The sequence below is a fragment of the Pantoea cypripedii genome (assembly GCF_011395035.1).
In the GTDB taxonomy this organism is placed as follows: domain Bacteria; phylum Pseudomonadota; class Gammaproteobacteria; order Enterobacterales; family Enterobacteriaceae; genus Pantoea; species Pantoea cypripedii_A.
Window position 1 is genome coordinate 3,376,909 of record NZ_CP024768.1, and the last position, 18,356, is coordinate 3,395,264.

Annotated in this window: 12 protein-coding genes; 2 read left to right on the forward strand and 10 right to left on the reverse strand. The window is 56.1% G+C overall.

Features of this window, described 5'->3' with window-relative positions:
- Positions 1-47: 47 nt before the first annotated feature.
- The 4 genes from pyrG to rlmD all read right to left on the reverse strand — a co-directional run bounded on the left by pyrG (position 48) and on the right by rlmD (position 6,400).
- Positions 48-1,685, reverse strand: coding sequence for a glutamine hydrolyzing CTP synthase (gene pyrG / locus CUN67_RS15820; protein WP_208716269.1), 1,638 nt, complete (start codon positions 1,683-1,685; stop codon positions 48-50).
- Between the two features lie 253 nt (positions 1,686-1,938).
- A complete protein-coding gene (mazG, locus tag CUN67_RS15825) occupies positions 1,939-2,730 on the reverse strand; it encodes a nucleoside triphosphate pyrophosphohydrolase (RefSeq protein WP_208716270.1) in 792 nt (263 codons plus the stop codon).
- A gap of 89 nt (positions 2,731-2,819) precedes the next feature.
- Positions 2,820-5,051, reverse strand: coding sequence for a GTP diphosphokinase (gene relA / locus CUN67_RS15830; RefSeq protein ID WP_208716271.1), 2,232 nt, complete (start codon positions 5,049-5,051; stop codon positions 2,820-2,822).
- A 32-nt stretch (positions 5,052-5,083) separates the two neighbouring features.
- Entirely contained in the window at positions 5,084-6,400 is a 1,317-nt protein-coding gene (gene rlmD / locus CUN67_RS15835) for a 23S rRNA (uracil(1939)-C(5))-methyltransferase RlmD (RefSeq protein ID WP_208716272.1), read from the reverse strand.
- Between the two features lie 80 nt (positions 6,401-6,480).
- Between rlmD and barA the strand changes: the two genes are divergently transcribed.
- Positions 6,481-9,204, forward strand: a complete 2,724-nt coding sequence (barA, locus tag CUN67_RS15840) for a two-component sensor histidine kinase BarA (RefSeq protein WP_208716273.1) — start codon at positions 6,481-6,483, stop codon at positions 9,202-9,204.
- A gap of 90 nt (positions 9,205-9,294) precedes the next feature.
- On the opposite strand, the gene CUN67_RS15845 is transcribed toward barA, so the two are convergent.
- From CUN67_RS15845 to CUN67_RS15870, 6 genes are all read right to left on the reverse strand, one after another.
- Entirely contained in the window at positions 9,295-10,434 is a 1,140-nt protein-coding gene (locus CUN67_RS15845; RefSeq protein ID WP_208716274.1) for a glycerate kinase, read from the reverse strand.
- Between the two features lie 86 nt (positions 10,435-10,520).
- Positions 10,521-11,405 (reverse strand): 2-hydroxy-3-oxopropionate reductase, encoded by an 885-nt coding sequence (gene garR / locus CUN67_RS15850; RefSeq protein ID WP_208716275.1) that lies wholly within the window; start codon positions 11,403-11,405, stop codon positions 10,521-10,523.
- A gap of 20 nt (positions 11,406-11,425) precedes the next feature.
- Entirely contained in the window at positions 11,426-12,196 is a 771-nt protein-coding gene (gene garL, locus CUN67_RS15855; protein WP_084876483.1) for a 2-dehydro-3-deoxyglucarate aldolase, read from the reverse strand.
- A gap of 25 nt (positions 12,197-12,221) precedes the next feature.
- Complete coding sequence (gene gudD / locus CUN67_RS15860; RefSeq protein WP_208717239.1) at positions 12,222-13,553, reverse strand: glucarate dehydratase; 1,332 nt, start codon at positions 13,551-13,553, stop codon at positions 12,222-12,224.
- 10 nt (positions 13,554-13,563) lie between these two features.
- A complete protein-coding gene (locus CUN67_RS15865) occupies positions 13,564-14,910 on the reverse strand; it encodes an enolase C-terminal domain-like protein (RefSeq protein ID WP_208716276.1) in 1,347 nt (448 codons plus the stop codon).
- Between the two features lie 9 nt (positions 14,911-14,919).
- Complete coding sequence (locus CUN67_RS15870) at positions 14,920-16,266, reverse strand: MFS transporter (RefSeq protein ID WP_208716277.1); 1,347 nt, start codon at positions 16,264-16,266, stop codon at positions 14,920-14,922.
- A gap of 510 nt (positions 16,267-16,776) precedes the next feature.
- On the opposite strand from CUN67_RS15870, the gene garD reads away from it, so the two are divergent.
- Complete coding sequence (gene garD / locus CUN67_RS15875) at positions 16,777-18,336, forward strand: galactarate dehydratase (RefSeq protein WP_208716278.1); 1,560 nt, start codon at positions 16,777-16,779, stop codon at positions 18,334-18,336.
- Positions 18,337-18,356 lie beyond the last annotated feature (20 nt).

Sequence of the window (18,356 nt, forward strand, 5' to 3'; positions counted from 1 at the left end):
ATCCTAAGACAAACAACGCGCGAAACTTCGCGCGCTGCTCGTGAAACTTACTTCGCTAACCGCTTCTGGTACTCCTGCGCCGCTTTGACAAAGCCAGCGAACAGCGGATGACCATCGCGCGGGGTCGACGTGAATTCCGGGTGGAACTGACAGGCCACAAACCACGGATGGTTTGGAATCTCAATGATTTCGACCAGTTGATCGTCACCGGAACGGCCTGCAATGCGCAGACCCGCCGCTTCAATCTGCTTCAACAGCATATTGTTTACTTCATAACGGTGGCGGTGACGTTCAGTGATCACGTCTGAGCCGTACATCTGGCGTACTTTGCTTTCCGGCGTAAGCTGGCACTGCTGGCTACCCAGACGCATGGTGCCGCCCAGATCGCTCTGCTCGCTACGCACTTCGACGTTGCCTTCTTCGTCACGCCATTCGGTGATCAGCGCAACCACCGGGTACTTACAGTCTGGCACAAATTCAGTTGAGTTGGCGCCAGCCATTCCCGCCACGTTACGGGCAAATTCCATCAGCGCAACCTGCATTCCCAGGCAGATGCCGAGGTAAGGCACGTTGTTTTCACGCGCGTATTGCGCGGTCATCAGTTTGCCTTCTACGCCACGGTAGCCAAAGCCACCCGGAATCAGAATAGCATCCAGATCTTTCAGTAATTCGACACCACGGGTTTCAACATCCTGCGAATCGATCAGCTTGATGTTGACGGTGACACGGTTTTTCAGACCACCGTGTTTCAGGGCTTCAATCACTGATTTGTACGCATCCGGCAGCTCGACATATTTGCCGACCATACCGATGGTCACTTCACCGCCCGGGTTCGCTTCTTCATAAATCACCTGCTCCCACTCGGCCAGATTGGCTTCCGGGGCATTCAGATTGAAGCGTTTACAGATGTAATCATCCAGACCCTGTGATTTCAGCAGGCCCGGGATTTTGTAGATGGAATCAACGTCTTTCAGGGAAATAACCGCTTTTTCCGGCACGTTACAGAACAGCGCAATTTTGGCGCGTTCGTTGGCCGGTACAGCGCGGTCAGAACGGCAGATCAGCACATCTGGCTGAATCCCGATGGACAGCAGTTCTTTTACCGAGTGTTGCGTTGGCTTGGTTTTCACTTCGCCTGCGGCAGCCATGTACGGCACCAGCGTCAGGTGCATATACATGGTGTGTTCACGGCCCACATCGACCGCCATCTGGCGAATCGCTTCGAGGAACGGCAGGGATTCGATATCCCCCACGGTGCCGCCGATTTCCACCAGAACCACATCGTGGCCTTCGCCACCTTCAATGATGCGTTCTTTGATGGCGTTGGTGATGTGCGGGATAACCTGAATGGTAGCACCCAGATAGTCGCCACGACGCTCTTTGCGCAGCACTTCTGAGTAGATACGGCCGGTAGTAAAGTTGTTGCGGCGCGTCATTTTGGTACGAATGAAGCGCTCGTAGTGACCTAAATCCAGATCGGTTTCGGCCCCGTCGTCGGTGACGAAAACTTCACCGTGCTGAGTTGGGCTCATGGTACCCGGATCGACGTTGATGTACGGATCGAGTTTCATGATGGTCACATTCAGACCACGTGCTTCAAGGATGGCTGCGAGGGAGGCTGCGGCAATGCCTTTCCCCAGAGAGGATACGACCCCGCCGGTCACAAAAATATAGTTCGTTGTCATGCTGAACCTGAGAGTTTAGGTTTAAAGACGATGGAATAACCAGGACGGGAAAACAGTATACCTGAAGTCGTCACCTGCCACAATTGATCAATCACCACCCTCTCCTCCTGCGCAGTACAACGCATAACATAGCGGATAGCCAACGGTGAAATGTTGACGCACGTCACAAAGTTACCGCCAAGCTGAATCGAGTAAGCTCAAGCGGTGATTTTATGCGCAGCGTTGGAATAATCAACAAATCACCCGCGGGATGTTACTCCTTGTTCTCACTGACTTTAACCTGCTGCCAGGCTGCTTCCATCTGCTCAAGGGTGGCATCGCTCATCAACAGTCCCTGCGCAGCAATCAGCCCTTCCACCTGGCGAAAACGGCGTTCAAATTTATCGTTAGCCTTTTGCAGCGCGACTTCAGCTTTGCTACCGAGATGACGTGAAAGATTCACCGTGGCGAACAGTAAATCACCGATTTCCTCTTCCAGCTTGTCGTTATCGATCACCGCCTGCTGCGCTTCGTGCATCACCTCATCAATTTCTTCATGCACTTTATCCAGTACCGGACCGAGGCTATTCCAGTCGAAACCGACATTGCTGCAACGCTTCTGGATTTTGTGTGCACGCATTAACGCTGGCAGCGCTTTGGGGATGTCATCCAGTGCCGAATGTTGCGCTTTTTCCGCCCGCTCGTTTTGTTTGATGGCTTCCCAGTTTTTAATCACCTGTTGTGCATCATCGACCTGTGCATCACCGAAGATATGCGGGTGGCGACGTTCGAGTTTGTCGCTGATGGCGTTGCAGATGTCTTCGAAGTTGAAACGCTGCTGCTCACTGGCCATTTGCGCGTAAAACACCACCTGGAACAGCAGATCGCCCAGCTCGCCGCGCAGATCGTCAAAATCTTCGCGCTGGATGGCATCGATCACTTCATACGTCTCTTCCAGCGTATAGGGGGCGATAGAAGCAAAAGTTTGCTGCCGATCCCACGGGCAGCCGCGCTCAGGATCGCGCAGGGTTTGCATGATGGTGAGCAGGCGTTGAAGGGCATTCATGGACGAGTCCTTTTGTAAAAAGGAGCGCATAAATGCGCTCCCTACAGATGTAAGGTCGGCATTCATGCCGACCAGGTCAAGGATGGGGATTAATGTAACCGGCGCGCGTCGATAATATCGGGCACCTGGTTCAGTCGGGCAAGCACGCGGCCCAGCACCTGCTGGTTGTAAATCTCGATATCCATATCGATGGTGGCCAGCTGCTTACGCGTATCGCTGCGGCTGGAGACGCCGAGCACGTTGACCTTCTCATTCGCCAGGATGGTGGTGATATCACGTAGCAGGCCGCTACGGTCGTTCGCCGTGACACGCACCACCAGCGAATAACCGCTGGAATAACTTTCGCCCCACACCGCATCAACAATACGTTCCGGCGCGTGGGAAATCAGCTCTGCCAGCTGGTCACAATCGGCACGGTGAATCGAAATACCGCGTCCCTGAGTGATAAAACCGACGATATCGTCACCCGGAATCGGCTGGCAGCAACGGGCGATGTGGTGCAGCAGGTTGCCGACACCTTCCACCACCACACGACCACTCTCTTTACGCGGGGACGGCGTATAGGATTTCTGTGTCAGCTGACGCAGTGCTTCGCGATCTTCCTCTTCGGCACTCGGTTTATTGAGCTTGCCTTGCAGGAAGTTGACCATCTGGTTGAGGCGAATATCACCGCCACCAATCGCCGCCAGCAGTTCATCCAACGACGTCACGTTATAGCGCGGCAGCAGCAGTTTCTCCGCCTCGCGCAGGCTGATATCCAGCTGAGTCAGCTCGGTATCCAGAATCTGGCGACCGGCGATAATATTCTTATCGCGATCCTGTTTACGGAACCAGTTATGGATCTTCGAACGACCACGGCTGGTGGTGATATAGCCGAGGTTCGGGTTCAGCCAGTCACGGCTCGGGTTCGGCTGTTTCTGGGTGATGACCTCAACCTGGTCGCCCATCTGCAACTGATAGGTGAAGGGGACGATACGGCCGCCAATTTTGGCACCAATGCAGCGGTGACCAATATCGCTATGGATATGGTAGGCAAAATCGAGCGGTGTTGAACCCGCAGGTAAATCGACCACGTCGCCCTTCGGGGTAAACACATACACCCGGTCGTCAAACACCTGGCTGCGCACCTCTTCCAGCATTTCGCCGGAATCCGCCATCTCTTCCTGCCAGGTGATCAGCTTACGCAGCCAGGCAATGCGCTCCTCGTGACCCGCAGCACCACGCGCGTTGCTACTGGTGGGGCCTTCTTTGTATTTCCAGTGCGCCGCCACGCCCAGCTCAGCATCTTCATGCATCTGGCGGGTACGGATCTGGATTTCAACCGTTTTCCCCTGCGGTCCCAGCACCACGGTATGGATGGACTGATAACCGTTAGGTTTCGGGTTGGCAACGTAATCGTCGAACTCACTCGGCAGGTGGCGATACAGGGTATGCACCGTACCCAGCGCGCCATAACAATCCTGCAAGCGTTCCGCCACGATGCGCACCGCACGCACATCGAACAACTCATCGAAGGCCAGCGATTTTTTCTGCATCTTGCGCCAGATGCTGTAGATGTGTTTCGGGCGGCCATACACTTCGGCACGCACGCCCTCTTTCTGCATCTCTTTACGCAGGTTATCGACGAAGTTTTCGATGTACTGTTCACGATCGATACGCCGCTCATGCAGCAGCTTAGCGATACGTTTGTATTCATCAGGATGGAGATAGCGGAAACAATAATCTTCCAGCTCCCATTTGAGCTGACCGATACCGAGACGGTTGGCGAGCGGCGCGTAGATGTTGGTGCTCTCTTTGGCCGCCAGCACGCGTTCGTCTTCAGGGGCATCCTTCATTTCACGCAGATGGGCGATACGTTCCGCCAGTTTGATGACCACGCAGCGGAAATCTTCCACCATCGCCAGCAACATGCGACGCACGTTATCGACCTGCTCAGAAGCCATCGAATCGTTGTGGATCGCTTTCAGCTGACGAATCGCATCCATATCGCGCACGCCATGTACCAGCGAGACGATACCTTTACCGACGGTCTGCTCCAGCTCCTCTTCGCTGACCACATCCGCATTGGCAAGCGGGAAGATCAGCGCGGCACGCAGGCTGTCAATATCCATACTGAGCATGGTGAGGATTTCTACCATCTCAATACCGCGCCACAGCAGCAGAGCCTGTTCAGGATGGTCGTGCGTTTGGGCTTCACAGTAGCGCCAGGTGTCAGCCAGACGCTGACAGGATTGCGGGTTAGCAATGCCTAAACTGGCGATCCACTGGTCGAGGGCAAATTCCCCTGCCGTATTCAAATGCGCACTTCTAACCGCAACCATATCCTCTCCTGCCACAGCGACATGAATGTCGCTTATGTTTTGCTGAACAGCACCATGGATTCGAGATGACTGGTATGAGGAAACATATCCAGCATCGCGACCCTTTCCAAATGGTAGCCTGCTGACAGTAATGTCTGACTGTCGCGGGCAAGTGTCGTTGGGTTACAGGAAACATAGACCACGCGTTCCGGCGCAAGTTTAACAATGTGCGACATCACACCTGCCGCCCCGGCTCGTGCCGGATCCAGTAACACCTTATTAAATCCCTGCGCAGCCCATGCCTGGCGCGCAACATCTTCCTCCAGGTTGTGCTGGAAAAAGCGGACATTTTTCAGATTATTCAGGTCTGCATTATACGCTGCCTGCCTGACTAATGCTGCAACGCCCTCCACACCCACGGCATTTTCTACGAACTTTCCTACAGGAAGCGTGAAGTTACCCATACCACAAAACAGATCCAGCACCCGGTCATGCGGCTGTAAATCGAGCCAGGCGATGGCTTTCGCCACCATTTGCTGATTCACCGCATCATTGACCTGAATGAAATCCTGCGGGCTGAAGGTCAGCTTCAGGTTGAACGACTGATAATACGGCTCGCTGGCGCTCAGGGCCGTCAGATCGTCGCTGCCATCGGCGAGAAACAGCATCAAATCATGTTCATGCGAAAAACGTTCCAGTTTTGCACGATCCGCTGCGGACAATGCATCAAGATGGCGCAGCACCATCATCGGGCCATTATCCGCCAGCACCAGCTCAACATGGCCCAGCCGCTTCACCGCATTTAAGCTGCTCAGGCAGCGGTGCAACGGTGACAGCAACGCTTCAAGGTCGGGCGCCAGAATGGGGCACTGGCTTAACTCCACCAGATCGTTACTGGCGGCTTTGCGGAACCCCATCTGCAAACGTTGTTGCTTCGTCTGCCACTGCAATCCCAGGCGAGCACGGCGGCGATACCCCCAGTCGGGACCGCTGATGATCTCATCGACCGACACCGGCAAGGGTGCATCCCGGCTCAGCATCCGCCCCAGCGCTTTGGCTTTACTCTGCTGCTGGAGCGCGACGGAGACGTGCTGCTGCTGGCAACCGCCACAAACGCCGAAGTGCGGGCAACGCGGCGTCACGCGTTCCGCGCTGGGATGGCTGATACGCGTCGCTTTCGCCCTGGCGAACTGACGTTTATCCTCCACTACCGTGACTTCCGCCTGTTCGCCGGGCAATGCGCCGCTGACAAACATCGCTTTACCATTATGGCGCGCCACACCTTGTCCAAAAGGATCAAGGTCTTCAATGGTGACGGTAATGCGTTGCTTTGTCGTCACCCGCTGTTTTGCGGAGTAAAATTGCGCCATAGTGTTGTAAATTCTCTATTCTGATTGGGTTGTGCAGTTTGCACAGGGATAAACTTGCCAGGAGCCGTCAGGCCTTAATTATGACCAAATACAGCCTGCGGGCGCGAATGATGATTTTGATACTGGCACCCACGCTGATGATCGGCTTGTTGCTGAGCACTTTTTTTGTGGTTCATCGTTATAACGAGTTACAGCATCAGGTGCGCGACGCGGGGGCGAATATTATCGAGCCGCTGGCGGTTTCCGCCGAATACGGCATGACCTGGCACAACCGTGATGCGATTCGCGAACTGGTCAGCCTGCTGCATCGACGACATTCCGATATTGTCCGTGCGATTACGATTTTCGACAACAACAATCACATCTACGTCACCTCGAATAACAATCAGAACCTCAGCCTGTTGCAGAAGGACGATATCTCCACGCTGGAGGAGGGCGTCTCGGTTGAACGCCGTGGCAATCTGATGGTGCTGCGTACCCCCATCGTCACCGAACGCTATTCGGTGGATGAATTGCCGGGGGAGGACGCCAAACCAGCCGGTAATCCACTGGGTTATGTGGCGATTGAGCTGGATCTGCAATCCGTACGTCTTGAGCAGTACAAAGAAGTATTTGTCGCTACCCTGCTGCTGCTATTTTGTCTGTGCATCGCGATGCTGTTTGCCTATCGCCTGATGCGCGACGTCACCGGCCCGATCCGGAATATGGTCACCACCGTTGACCGTATCCGCCGTGGTCAGCTCGACAGCCGCGTCGAAGGCTACATGCTGGGCGAATTGAGTATTCTGAAGAATGGTATCAACGCCATGGCCATGTCGCTGACCGCCTACCATGAAGAGATGCAGCAGAATATCGATCAGGCAACCTACGATCTGCGTGAAACGCTGGAACAGCTGGAGATCCAGAATGTCGAGCTGGATCTGGCGAAGAAACGCGCCCAGGAGGCGGCGCGCATCAAGTCCGAATTCCTCGCCAATATGTCGCACGAGCTGCGCACGCCGCTCAACGGTGTGATTGGCTTTACCCGTCAAATGCTGAAAACCGGCCTGAGCACCAACCAGCGCGACTATATGAGCACCATCGAGCGCTCGGCGGCGAACCTGCTGAGCATCATTAATGACGTGCTCGACTTCTCCAAACTGGAAGCGGGAAAACTGGTGCTGGAATCCATTCCCTTCCCACTGCGCGCAACGCTGGATGAAACCCTGGTGCTGCTGGCACCCTCGGCACACGAAAAGGGGCTGGAAATCACCGTTTGCCTGGAAAAACAGGTGCCGGACAACGTGATTGGCGATCCGCTGCGTCTGCAACAGATTCTGATTAACCTGATTGGTAACGCCATCAAGTTTACCGAGCAAGGCCATATTGACCTGCGTGTCGAGCTGCGCAACGCCAATGCCACGCGTGTTGCGCTGGAAATTCAGGTACATGACACCGGCATCGGCATCTCCGGGGAGCAGCAGACACAACTGTTCCAGGCGTTCCGTCAGGCCGATGCCAGCATCTCCCGCCGCCACGGCGGCACCGGGCTGGGTCTGGTGATCACCCAGAAGCTGGTGCATGAAATGGGGGGTGAAATTGCCTTCCACAGCCGCCAGGGTCAGGGATCGACCTTTTGGGTGCATGTTCAGCTCGATCTCAATCCCAACGCCCCTTCCCTGCCACGTGCGCTGGAGGATTTGCGCCCGTCACAGCTGGCCTATGTGGAACCACACCCGGCCGTGGCGAAAGCGGTGCTGGAGATGCTGAGCGGCACACCGTTGCAGGTCCATCACGTTGCAAGCCTTGAGGCGCTGGGTGATGAGCACTTCCCGCTGCTGCTGATGGGGCTGCCGGTGGCGGCTAAAACGACGCCCGTCATGCCCGATGAGATGATTAACCATTTGCTGAGCCGTGCTGACTCGGTGCTGCTGGCGTTGCCCAGCGAAATGATGCTGCATGCTGACGAGCTGCGTAAACGCGGCATCGCGGGTTGCCTGACCAAACCGGTGTCGCTGACACGGTTGTTGCCGATGCTGCTCGATTTTCATAGCCGCCAGCGTGAAGCGGCACCTCGTCGTAGTCGCCAGCCGCTGACGGTCATGGCGGTTGATGACAATCCGGCCAACCTGAAGTTGATCGGCGCGCTGCTTGAGGAGCAGGTTGAACACATTATTTTGTGCGATAACGCCGAACAGGCTATCCGCCAGGCGCGATCGCATGCACTGGATGTGATTCTGATGGATATTCAGATGCCGGAAATTGACGGTATCCGCGCCAGTGAAATCATCCGCGGCCTGCCGCTGCATGCGTCAACGCCCATTGTGGCGGTCACCGCCCATGCGCTGGATGGTGAACGTGAGCAGTTGATCAATGCCGGTATGAACGATTATCTGGCGAAGCCGATTGATGAAGACAAACTCAGCCAGCTGCTGCGGCGTTATACCCCGCAAAGTGCCCCCGTCACCCCACCGCCAACGCTGGATCCGTCGCTGGACTGGACGCTGGCATTACGTCAGGCGGCAAATAAAGAAGACCTGGCGCGCGATTTGTTGCAGATGCTGCTGGATTTCCTGCCGGACGTGGCTGAACGCGTGGAAGGTTGCATGGAAAACAATGATGTGACCGGACTGCGGGAAATTATTCACAAATTACACGGCAGTGCCAGTTACAGCGGCGTACCGCGCCTGAAGGCGCTGTGCCAGCAACTGGAAAAAAGCCTGCATCAGGAGAGTGATATCGCCGCGCTGGAGCCGGAACTGCTGGAACTGAGCGACGAAATGGAGAATGTGGCCCGCGAGGCACGCAAGCTGTTGCAAGCATAAAGCGAAAATGTAGGGTGCGCATTAATGCGCACCTTATTTATCATATTGATATTACGTAATTTTTAATCATGGGCGGCATAAATGCCGCCGCTACAGATGTTGTCCGGCCTTAAGGGTCGCCGCCACATTACGCGCCGTCATTCGCACGTTTTGCGCGGCGTTTTCCAGCGCTTCCTCCAGCGTACAGATACCAAACAGCACGCTAAACACCGCATCCAGCCCGTGTTCATGCACCACGCCGACATCGGCCGTCAGGCTACCGGCAATGCCGATCACCGGCTTGTTAAACTGTTTCGCCACCTGCGCAACACCGATTGGCACCTTACCGTTGATGGTCTGGCTATCGATGCGCCCTTCCCCGGTAATCACCAGGTCGGCATCCTTCACCTGTTCAGCTAAGCCCAACGCTTCGGTGACAATTTCAATGCCGCGCCGTAACTCGGCCTGGCAAAACGCATGCAAAGCTGCGCCCATGCCGCCAGCCGCCCCCCCCCCTGCGATATGCAGCACATCAATATCCAGATCACGATGGATAATGTCGGCATAGTGCGCCAGCGCCTGATCCAGCTGCTGCACCAGCTCCGGCGTCGCCCCCTTCTGCGGACCAAAAATCGCCGAAGCGCCTTTTTCCCCGGTCAGTGGGTTGGTGACATCGCAGGCAACTTCAAAACGACACTGCCGGATGCGCGCATCTAAATGATCGATTTCAATCCGCGCCAGCTGCGGCAACGCTCCCCCGCCGTAAGCGATTTCGTTACCGTGTGAATCCAGCAAACGTGCGCCAAGCGCTTGCATCATGCCGGAACCACCGTCGTTGGTGGCGCTGCCGCCAATACCAATGATGATGTGCCCAACCCCTCTGTCCAGCGCGTTTTTGATCAGCTCCCCGGTACCAAATGAGGTGGTGATCAGCGGGTCGCGGCGTGACGCAGGAACCAGCTCCAGGCCACTGGCGGCCGCCATTTCAATAAAGGCAGTACGCGTGTCGCCAGATAAACCGTAAAACGCATCAACAGGCTCCCCCAGCGGTCCGGTGACCGTCAGCCTGACAATACTTCCCTGCGTTGCCGCCACCATCGCTTCTACCGTGCCTTCACCACCGTCGGCAACCGGTATTTTTACGTAGTCAGCTTCAGGGAAGATGTCGCGGAATCCCGCTTCAATCGCTGAAGCCACTTCCAGGGCGGATAAACTCTCTTTATATGAATCCGGTGCGATAACGATTTTCATAGGCAATCCGAGCGCGGTTGATGACGGAAATCCGTCCTGCTAAGGCAACCAGGCCGTCCGGTATCAGTCGATACCGGACGTGCGAGTTACCGGGTAATCTCAACTTTCGCCAATTTTTCATAATAGCAGGCCAGCGCGCTATGGTCGGCAGTGCCCAGACCATCCACCTTCAGCGCCTGCATCATCTCCATCACCGCAGCGGTGAGCGGCAGATGTGCACCGATGCCATGCGAGGTATCCAGCGCGTTTGCCAGATCCTTGATATGCAGATCAATACGGAAACCAGGCTTGAAGTTACGATCCAGCACCATCGGCGCTTTGGCATCCAGCACCGTGCTGCCGGCCAGGCCGCCACGAATCGCCTGATAAACCAGCTCCGGGTCCACGCCCGCTTTGGTTGCCAGCGACAACGCTTCGGACATCGCAGCAATGTTCAACGCCACAATCACCTGATTCGCCAGCTTGGTGACGTTACCCGCACCAATATCACCGGTATGTACCACTGAACCCGCCATCGCTTTCATGATGTCGTAGCATTGGTCAAACACCGCTTTATCACCACCCACCATCACTGACAGCGTGCCTTCGATAGCTTTTGGCTCGCCACCGCTGACCGGCGCATCCAGCATTTTGATGCCTTTCTCTGCCAGCGCCGCATGCACTTCACGGCTGGCCAGCGGTGCGATAGAACTCATGTCGATCACGATCAGGCCCGGTTTCGCACCATCGATGATGCCATTTTCGCCCAGGCACACTTCTTTCACCTGCGGCGAGTTCGGCACCATGGTGATAACCACATCAACCTGCTGCGCGACTTCTTTCGCCGTCTTCGCGCTGGTTGCCCCCAGCTCGATCAACTCCGCCTCGCTCGACGCGTTGTTGTCACGTACCACCAGCGAATAACCCGCTTTCAGCAGGTTTTTACTCATCGGTTTGCCCATGATGCCCAGGCCGATAAATCCAATTTTCATGACGTTTGCCTTTTGGTCAGTTACTTCTTAAATTTGTCGCACAGCGCCTGAGTGGCGTTGCGGAAAACACCCAGATCGCTGCCGACGGCAACAAAGCTGGCTCCCCATTCCAGATAACGACGCGCGTCAGCTTCAACCGGGGCCAGAATGCCGCTCGGTTTACCGGCTGCTTTGGCGCGCTCAAAAATATATTTGATGACTTTCAACACTTCCGGGTGGGCAGGCTGGCCGAGATAGCCCAGCGCGGCTGAGAGGTCACCCGGACCAACAAAAATGCCGTCCACGCCGTCAACGGCGGCGATCGCATCAATGTTGTCTACCGCTTGCTGGGATTCGATCTGCACCAGTACCGTGATGTTGTCGTTAATAGTGGCGTTATAGTCCGGCAGCGTGCCGTACATGTTGCTACGATGCGAAACCGATACACCGCGAATACCGGCGGCCGGATAGCGGGTTGAGGCCACGGCACGCGTCGCCTCTTCGGCGGTTTCCACAAACGGGATCAGGAAGTTGTAAAAGCCAATATCCAGCAGACGCTTGATGATGATCGGCTCGTTGCACGGCGGACGTACCACCGGCGCACTGTGGCTGCCCTTCAGCGCCATCAATTGCGGAATGAAGGTGGTGATATCGTTCGGAGCGTGTTCACCGTCCAGTACCAGCCAGTCAAATCCTGCCAGGCCCAGTACTTCGGTGGTGATCGGATTGGCCAGTGCGCACCAGCTGCCAATCAGGGTTTCTCCTGCCAGCAAGCGGCGACGAAAAGCATTCGGCCAGGCTGTATTACTCATTCTCTTGACTCCTGTAACGGAAAAATTAGCGCACCAGACATGGGCGTTTGTTATCAAAGGTCCAGTTGGGCACAAGGAATTGCATCGCCTGAGCGTCATCACGCGCGCCCAGACCGTGTTTCTGATACAGCGCATTGGCCTGCATCACCTGATCCATATCCAGCTCCACGCCGAGACCCGGTTTCTGCGGCACCTGCACCATGCCACCTTTGATCTGCAACGGTTCTTTGGTCAGCCGCTGATTGCCTTCCTGCCAGATCCAGTGGGTATCGATGGCGGTAATCGCGCCCGGTGCAGCGGCCGCCACATGGGTGAACATCGCCAGTGAGATGTCAAAGTGGTTGTTGGAGTGCGAACCCCAGGTCAGGCCAAAGTCATGACACATCTGCGCCACGCGCACTGAGCCCTGCATGGTCCAGAAATGCGGATCGGCCAGTGGGATATCCACGGATTGCAGCGACAGGGTATGCCCCATCTGACGCCAGTCAGTGGCAATCATATTGGTGGCGGTCGGCATGCCGGTGGCGCGGCGGAACTCCGCCATCACTTCACGGCCCGAGTACCCCTGTTCAGCACCGCACGGATCTTCTGCATAGGCCAGCACCCCGTTCAGCTGTTTACCCAGCAAAATCGCTTCATTCAGCGACCAGGCACCGTTGGGATCGAGCGTAATACGCGCCTGCGGGAAACGCTTCGCCAGCGCGGTGACAGCCTCGGCCTCTTCGCCGCCACGCAGCACGCCGCCTTTCAGTTTGAAATCATTGAAGCCGTATTTTTCATAGGCGGCCTCAGCCAGACGGACCACTGTGTCCGGCGTTAACGCCTCTTCATGGCGCAGGCGATACCAGTCGCATTTATCATTCTCCTGGCTCTGGTACGGCAGCGCGGTTTTCCTGCGGTCGCCGACGTAGAACAGATAACCGAGCATTTCTACGCGGTCACGCTGCTGACCCTCGCCCAGCAGTGACGCCACATTGACGCCCAGATGCTGGCCCAGCAGATCGAGCAACGCCGCTTCGATGCCGGTCACCACATGGATGGTGGTGCGCAGATCAAAGGTCTGGGAGCCGCGTCCACTGGAATCACGGTCAGCAAAGGTGCTGCGCACCAGATTCAGAATATTTTTGTACTCACCAATGGTTTGCTGCACCACCAGCGCGGCGGCATCTTCCAGCGTCTGACGAATCTTCTCACCGCCCGGGATCTCCCCAACCCCGGTATGGCCCGCATTGTCTTTAATAATGACGATGTTACGGGTGAAGAAAGGCGCATGCGCACCGCTCAGGTTGAGCAGCATGCTGTCGTAACCGGCCACCGGGATGACCTGCATGGATGTGATTTTCGGTGTCTGACTCATTTCCTGCTCCTTATGCGTTGCCGCGACCGAAGGCCGGGCGCTTACGGTCGAACGACCAACCGGGAACCAGATATTGCATTGCCGTGGCGTCATTACGTGCGCCTGCCGGCAGCGATTTGTACAGCGCATTAGCCTGTTGCAGACGATCCCAGTCCAGCTCAATGCCGAGGCCAGGCTTATCCGGGACGGCGATCTTGCCGTTACGGATTTGCAGCGGTTCTTTGGTCAGGCGCTGGTCGCCCTCCTGCCAGATCCAGTGGGTATCAATGGCAGTCGGTTTACCCGGCGCCGCTGCGCCCACATGGGTGAACATCGCCAGTGAAATGTCGAAGTGGTTATTGGAATGGCAGCCCCAGGTCAGGCCCCAGTCGTCACATAATTGCGCGACGCGCACCGCCCCGCTTAGCGTCCAGAAATGCGGATCGGCCAGCGGGATATCGACAGAGTTAAGCATCACCGCGTGGTTCATTTCACGCCAGTTGGTGGCGATCATATTGGTGGCGACCGGCAAACCGGTGGCACGACGGAACTCCGCCATCACTTCGCGACCGGAGTAGCCCTGCTCGGCACCGCATGGGTCTTCCGCATAAGTCAGCACGTCTCCCATGCCTTTACACAGGCCAATCGCTTCGTCGAGCAGCCAGGCGCCGTTGGGGTCGACCGTGATGCGCGCATCCGGGAAGCGTTTTTTCAATGCCGCCGCCGAGGCAATTTCCTGTTCACCTGGCAGTACACCGCCCTTCAGTTTGAAATCTTTAAAACCGTATTTGTCCTGCGCCGCTTCAGCCAGACGCACCACCGCTTCGGGGGTCAGCGCCTCCTGATGCCGCAGGTGATACCAGTCATGGCTGGCCCCTGCGCCGCTCAGGTAAGGCAAATCGGTTTTACGCCGATCGCCGATATAGAACAGGTATCCCAGCACCGTCACTTCATCACGCTGCTGACCGGGACCCAGCAGCTCCGCCACCGGGACGCCGAGGCACTGCCCCAGCAAATCAAGCAGCGCGGCCTCCAGCGCGGCCACCGCATTAACGCGCAGTTCGAAGGTCCACGCGCCTTTGCCAAAGGTATCAAAATCAGCGGTCTGATTACCTTTGTGCACCTGCTGCACCAGCCGATTCATGCGCGCCACCTGCTGACCTTTCACCTGCGGAATGGCCTCGACCAGCGTCTGATAAATGGTTTCGCCACCCGGCGCTTCACCGACGCCGGTATGCCCGGCGCTGTCCGTCAGCACCACGATGTTGCGGGTGAAACAGGCGCTGTGCGCGCCGCCGATATTGAGCAACATGCTGTCGTAACCGGCAACCGGGATCACCTGCATATCAGTAATCACCGGCGTACTTTGCGTATTCATGCTCTGTCCTTATGCCCGATGTTTCAATTCGATACGTTTGATATCCCCGGCAATCACCAGGAAACTGAACGCGGCGACGAAGGCGTGGATACCGACATAAATCAGTGCCCATTCGAACGAACCGCTGGTGGCAATGATGTAGCCAATGGCAATCGGCGTCACAATGCCGGAGAAGTTACCGAACATGTTGAACAGACCGCCGCTCAGGCCACTGATCTCTTTCGGTGCGGTATCCGCCATCACCGCCCAGCCCAGCGCGCCGATGCCTTTACCAAAGAAGGCCAGCGCCATCACGAACACCACAACCCATTCGGTATCGACGTAGTTACACATCACCATGCTGATCGACATCAGCATGCCGACCACAATCGGAGTCTTACGGGCAATATTCAGGGAGCCGGTTTTGCGCATCAGGTAATCCGAGATCACCCCACCGAGTACGCCGCCGAGGAAGCCGCATATCGCCGGAATCGACGCGACAATCCCCGCCTTGAGAATTGACATCCCGCGCGCCTGCACCAGATAAACCGGGAACCAGGTAATAAAGAAGTAGGTCAGGGCGTTGACGCAGTACTGGCCGAGGTAGATACCCAGCATCATACGGGAGGTCAGCAGTTGTTTGATTTGGTAGAACTTCTCGCTCCAGCTGACTTTATGCTCGGCCTTTTTGGCGTCCATATTGATCAGCGCGCCGCCCTGCTCCATATATTCCAGCTCGGCTTTGTTCACGCCTGGATGATCGTTAGGATCGTGAATCACCTTCAGCCAGATAAAGCTAAGGATGATGCCCAGCCCACCCATGAACCAGAACACATGCGCCCAGCCCACTGCGGAGGTCAGCCAGCCCATAATCGGTGCGAAAATCACCGTGGCGAAGTATTGGGCGGAGTTAAAGATAGCTACTGCGGTGCCACGCTCCTGCGCCGGAAACCACGCAGCCACAATGCGGCTGTTGCCAGGGAAGGAAGGCGCTTCCGCCAGACCCACCAGGAAACGCAGCATGAACAACGACGCGATAATGCCGAAGCCGCTGAACAGATCGACGAAGCCTTGCAGGAAGGTAAACAGCGACCAGGTAAAGATGCTCCAGAAGTAAACGCGTTTCGAACCGAAACGGTCGAGCAACCAGCCGCCCGGGATTTGGCCGATAACATAAGCCCACGAGAACGCGGAGAAGATATACCCCAGACCAACCGAGTCGAGGCCGATATCTTTGGACATGGCGGAGCCGGCAATCGAGATCGTTGCACGGTCACCGTAGTTGAATGAGGTGACAATGAATAACATCACCACAATCCAGTAACGGGCATTGGTGCGCTTTTGCACCGCTTCCGCTGTCTGGCTAAAACTATTCATGATGCACTCCTGAAATATAGCAGACGCTACATTCACTCTGACTGCATACACATCGCGTTGGGTATCAGAATGATGTTGGGTTAAACACGGCGATTTTTTTATGGGCAATACGATGATGCGTCGTGACTCATAACCTAACGTTGGATAACGAGAGTCAGTATAGGAACAGCGGGAAAGCGAAACACTGGAAGAAAGCCTGATGATTTAGCTACATGCAGACGTATTTTATGGCGTTTGCACATAACGCTGCGGCGTGGCTCACGGAACTGTCAAATTCCACCCCTTAGCGGTTAATTAATGCACAGCTTAGTAACGCTTTGTGAGTCCCTTCACTTGCGTTTGGTTAAACGAACCAAATTGAGGCAATAAAATTGCTGAAAGCCAGTCAGTTGCACAATGTATCGCGCAATACCCCTGCATATACTAAGGCTGGCAAAAAACGATGAAGTGACGGAAGCAATCAATGACACCGCGTTGCCATGCACAGCGCGATTGAATGGAAGGTGAGTAATGAACCGACCTCTAAGCGAGAAACCGCTTTATATCAAAGTACACGATAGCGACAACGTCGCCATTGTGGTCAATAACCAGGGGCTGCCGGCTGGCACCCGCTTTGCAGACGGTCTGCAATTGATTGAGCATGTACCCCAGGGCCATAAAGTGGCACTGGTGGATATCCCTGAGCAGGGCGCGATTGTGCGTTACGGTGAAGTCATCGGCTATGCCTTGCGCGCCATTGCCCAGGGCAGCTGGATCGAAGAATCACTGGTGGCGCTGCCTGAAGCACCGCCGCTCGCCAGCCTGCCGCTGGCAAACAATGTTCCGGCGGATTTGCCTCCGCTGGAAGGTTACACCTTCGAGGGCTATCGCAATGCCGATGGCAGCGTCGGGACACGTAACTTACTGGGCATTACCACCAGCGTGCACTGCGTTGCCGGGGTGGTGGATTATGTGGTGCAGATTATCGAACGCGACCTGCTGCCCCGTTATCCTAATGTCGATGGCGTGGTGGCGCTCAACCACCTTTATGGTTGCGGGGTGGCGATTAACGCTCCGGCGGCTGTGGTGCCGATTCGCACCATTCATAACCTGGCGCTGAACCCCAATTTTGGCGGCGAGGTGATGATCGTCAGTCTCGGCTGCGAAAAACTACAGCCTGAACGCCTGCTGACCGGTACGCCCGATGTTCAGGCCATCTCGCTCGATGACCACGATATTGTGCGTTTGCAGGATGAACGGCTGGTGGGCTTTGGCGCGATGGTGGATGAGATTTTACAGGTTGCCGAACGCCATCTGAAACGACTTAATCAGCGCCAGCGTGAAACCTGCCCGGCATCAGAACTGGTGATAGGTACGCAGTGTGGCGGGAGCGATGCGTTTTCTGGCGTCACCGCCAACCCGGCGGTGGGTTTTGCCTCTGACTTACTGGTGCGTTGTGGTGCGACAGTGATGTTTTCCGAAGTCACCGAAGTGCGCGATGCCATCCATCTGCTGACGCCACGTGTTGTCGATGAGGCGGTAGGTAAGCGACTGCTGGAAGAGATGGCCTGGTATGATAACTACCTGAGCATGGGACAAACCGACCGTAGCGCCAATCCCTCTCCCGGCAATAAAAAAGGCGGGTTGGCAAATGTAGTGGAAAAAGCGCTGGGTTCGATTGCGAAATCCGGCCGCAGCCCAATTGTTGAGGTTTTGTCGCCTGGTCAGCGTCCCACCAAACGCGGTTTGATCTATGCCGCGACCCCGGCCAGCGACTTTGTCTGTGGTACCCAGCAGATGGCCTCCGGCATTACCTTGCAGGTGTTTACTACGGGCCGTGGCACGCCTTATGGCCTGGCGGCGATTCCGGTCATCAAGATGGCAACGCGCAGCGCCCTTGCTGAGCGCTGGCATGACCTGATGGATATCAATGCGGGCACTATCGCCACCGGTGAGGAGAGTATTGAGCAGGTTGGCTGGCGGTTGTTTGAACTGATTCTGGCGATTGCCAGCGGTCGCAAACAAACCTGGTCTGACCGCTGGGGGATCCGTAATCAGCTGGCGGTGTTTAATCCAGCCCCGGTGACGTGATTTAATCCCGTAGCGGCACA

Bases quoted from the DNA above. Each gene is read 5' to 3' on its own strand.
- gudD (WP_208717239.1), bottom strand. From the start codon at position 13,553: ATGAGTCAGACACCGAAAATCACATCCATGCAGGTCATCCCGGTGGCC.
- CUN67_RS15870 (WP_208716277.1), bottom strand. From the start codon at position 16,266: ATGAATAGTTTTAGCCAGACAGCGGAAGCGGTGCAAAAGCGCACCAAT.
- mazG (WP_208716270.1), bottom strand. From the start codon at position 2,730: ATGAATGCCCTTCAACGCCTGCTCACCATCATGCAAACCCTGCGCGAT.
- relA (WP_208716271.1), bottom strand. From the start codon at position 5,051: ATGGTTGCGGTTAGAAGTGCGCATTTGAATACGGCAGGGGAATTTGCC.
- CUN67_RS15845 (WP_208716274.1), bottom strand. From the start codon at position 10,434: ATGAAAATCGTTATCGCACCGGATTCATATAAAGAGAGTTTATCCGCC.
- garD (WP_208716278.1), top strand. From the start codon at position 16,777: ATGAACCGACCTCTAAGCGAGAAACCGCTTTATATCAAAGTACACGAT.
- barA (WP_208716273.1), top strand. From the start codon at position 6,481: ATGACCAAATACAGCCTGCGGGCGCGAATGATGATTTTGATACTGGCA.
- garL (WP_084876483.1), bottom strand. From the start codon at position 12,196: ATGAGTAATACAGCCTGGCCGAATGCTTTTCGTCGCCGCTTGCTGGCA.
- pyrG (WP_208716269.1), bottom strand. From the start codon at position 1,685: ATGACAACGAACTATATTTTTGTGACCGGCGGGGTCGTATCCTCTCTG.
- CUN67_RS15865 (WP_208716276.1), bottom strand. From the start codon at position 14,910: ATGAATACGCAAAGTACGCCGGTGATTACTGATATGCAGGTGATCCCG.
- rlmD (WP_208716272.1), bottom strand. From the start codon at position 6,400: ATGGCGCAATTTTACTCCGCAAAACAGCGGGTGACGACAAAGCAACGC.
- garR (WP_208716275.1), bottom strand. From the start codon at position 11,405: ATGAAAATTGGATTTATCGGCCTGGGCATCATGGGCAAACCGATGAGT.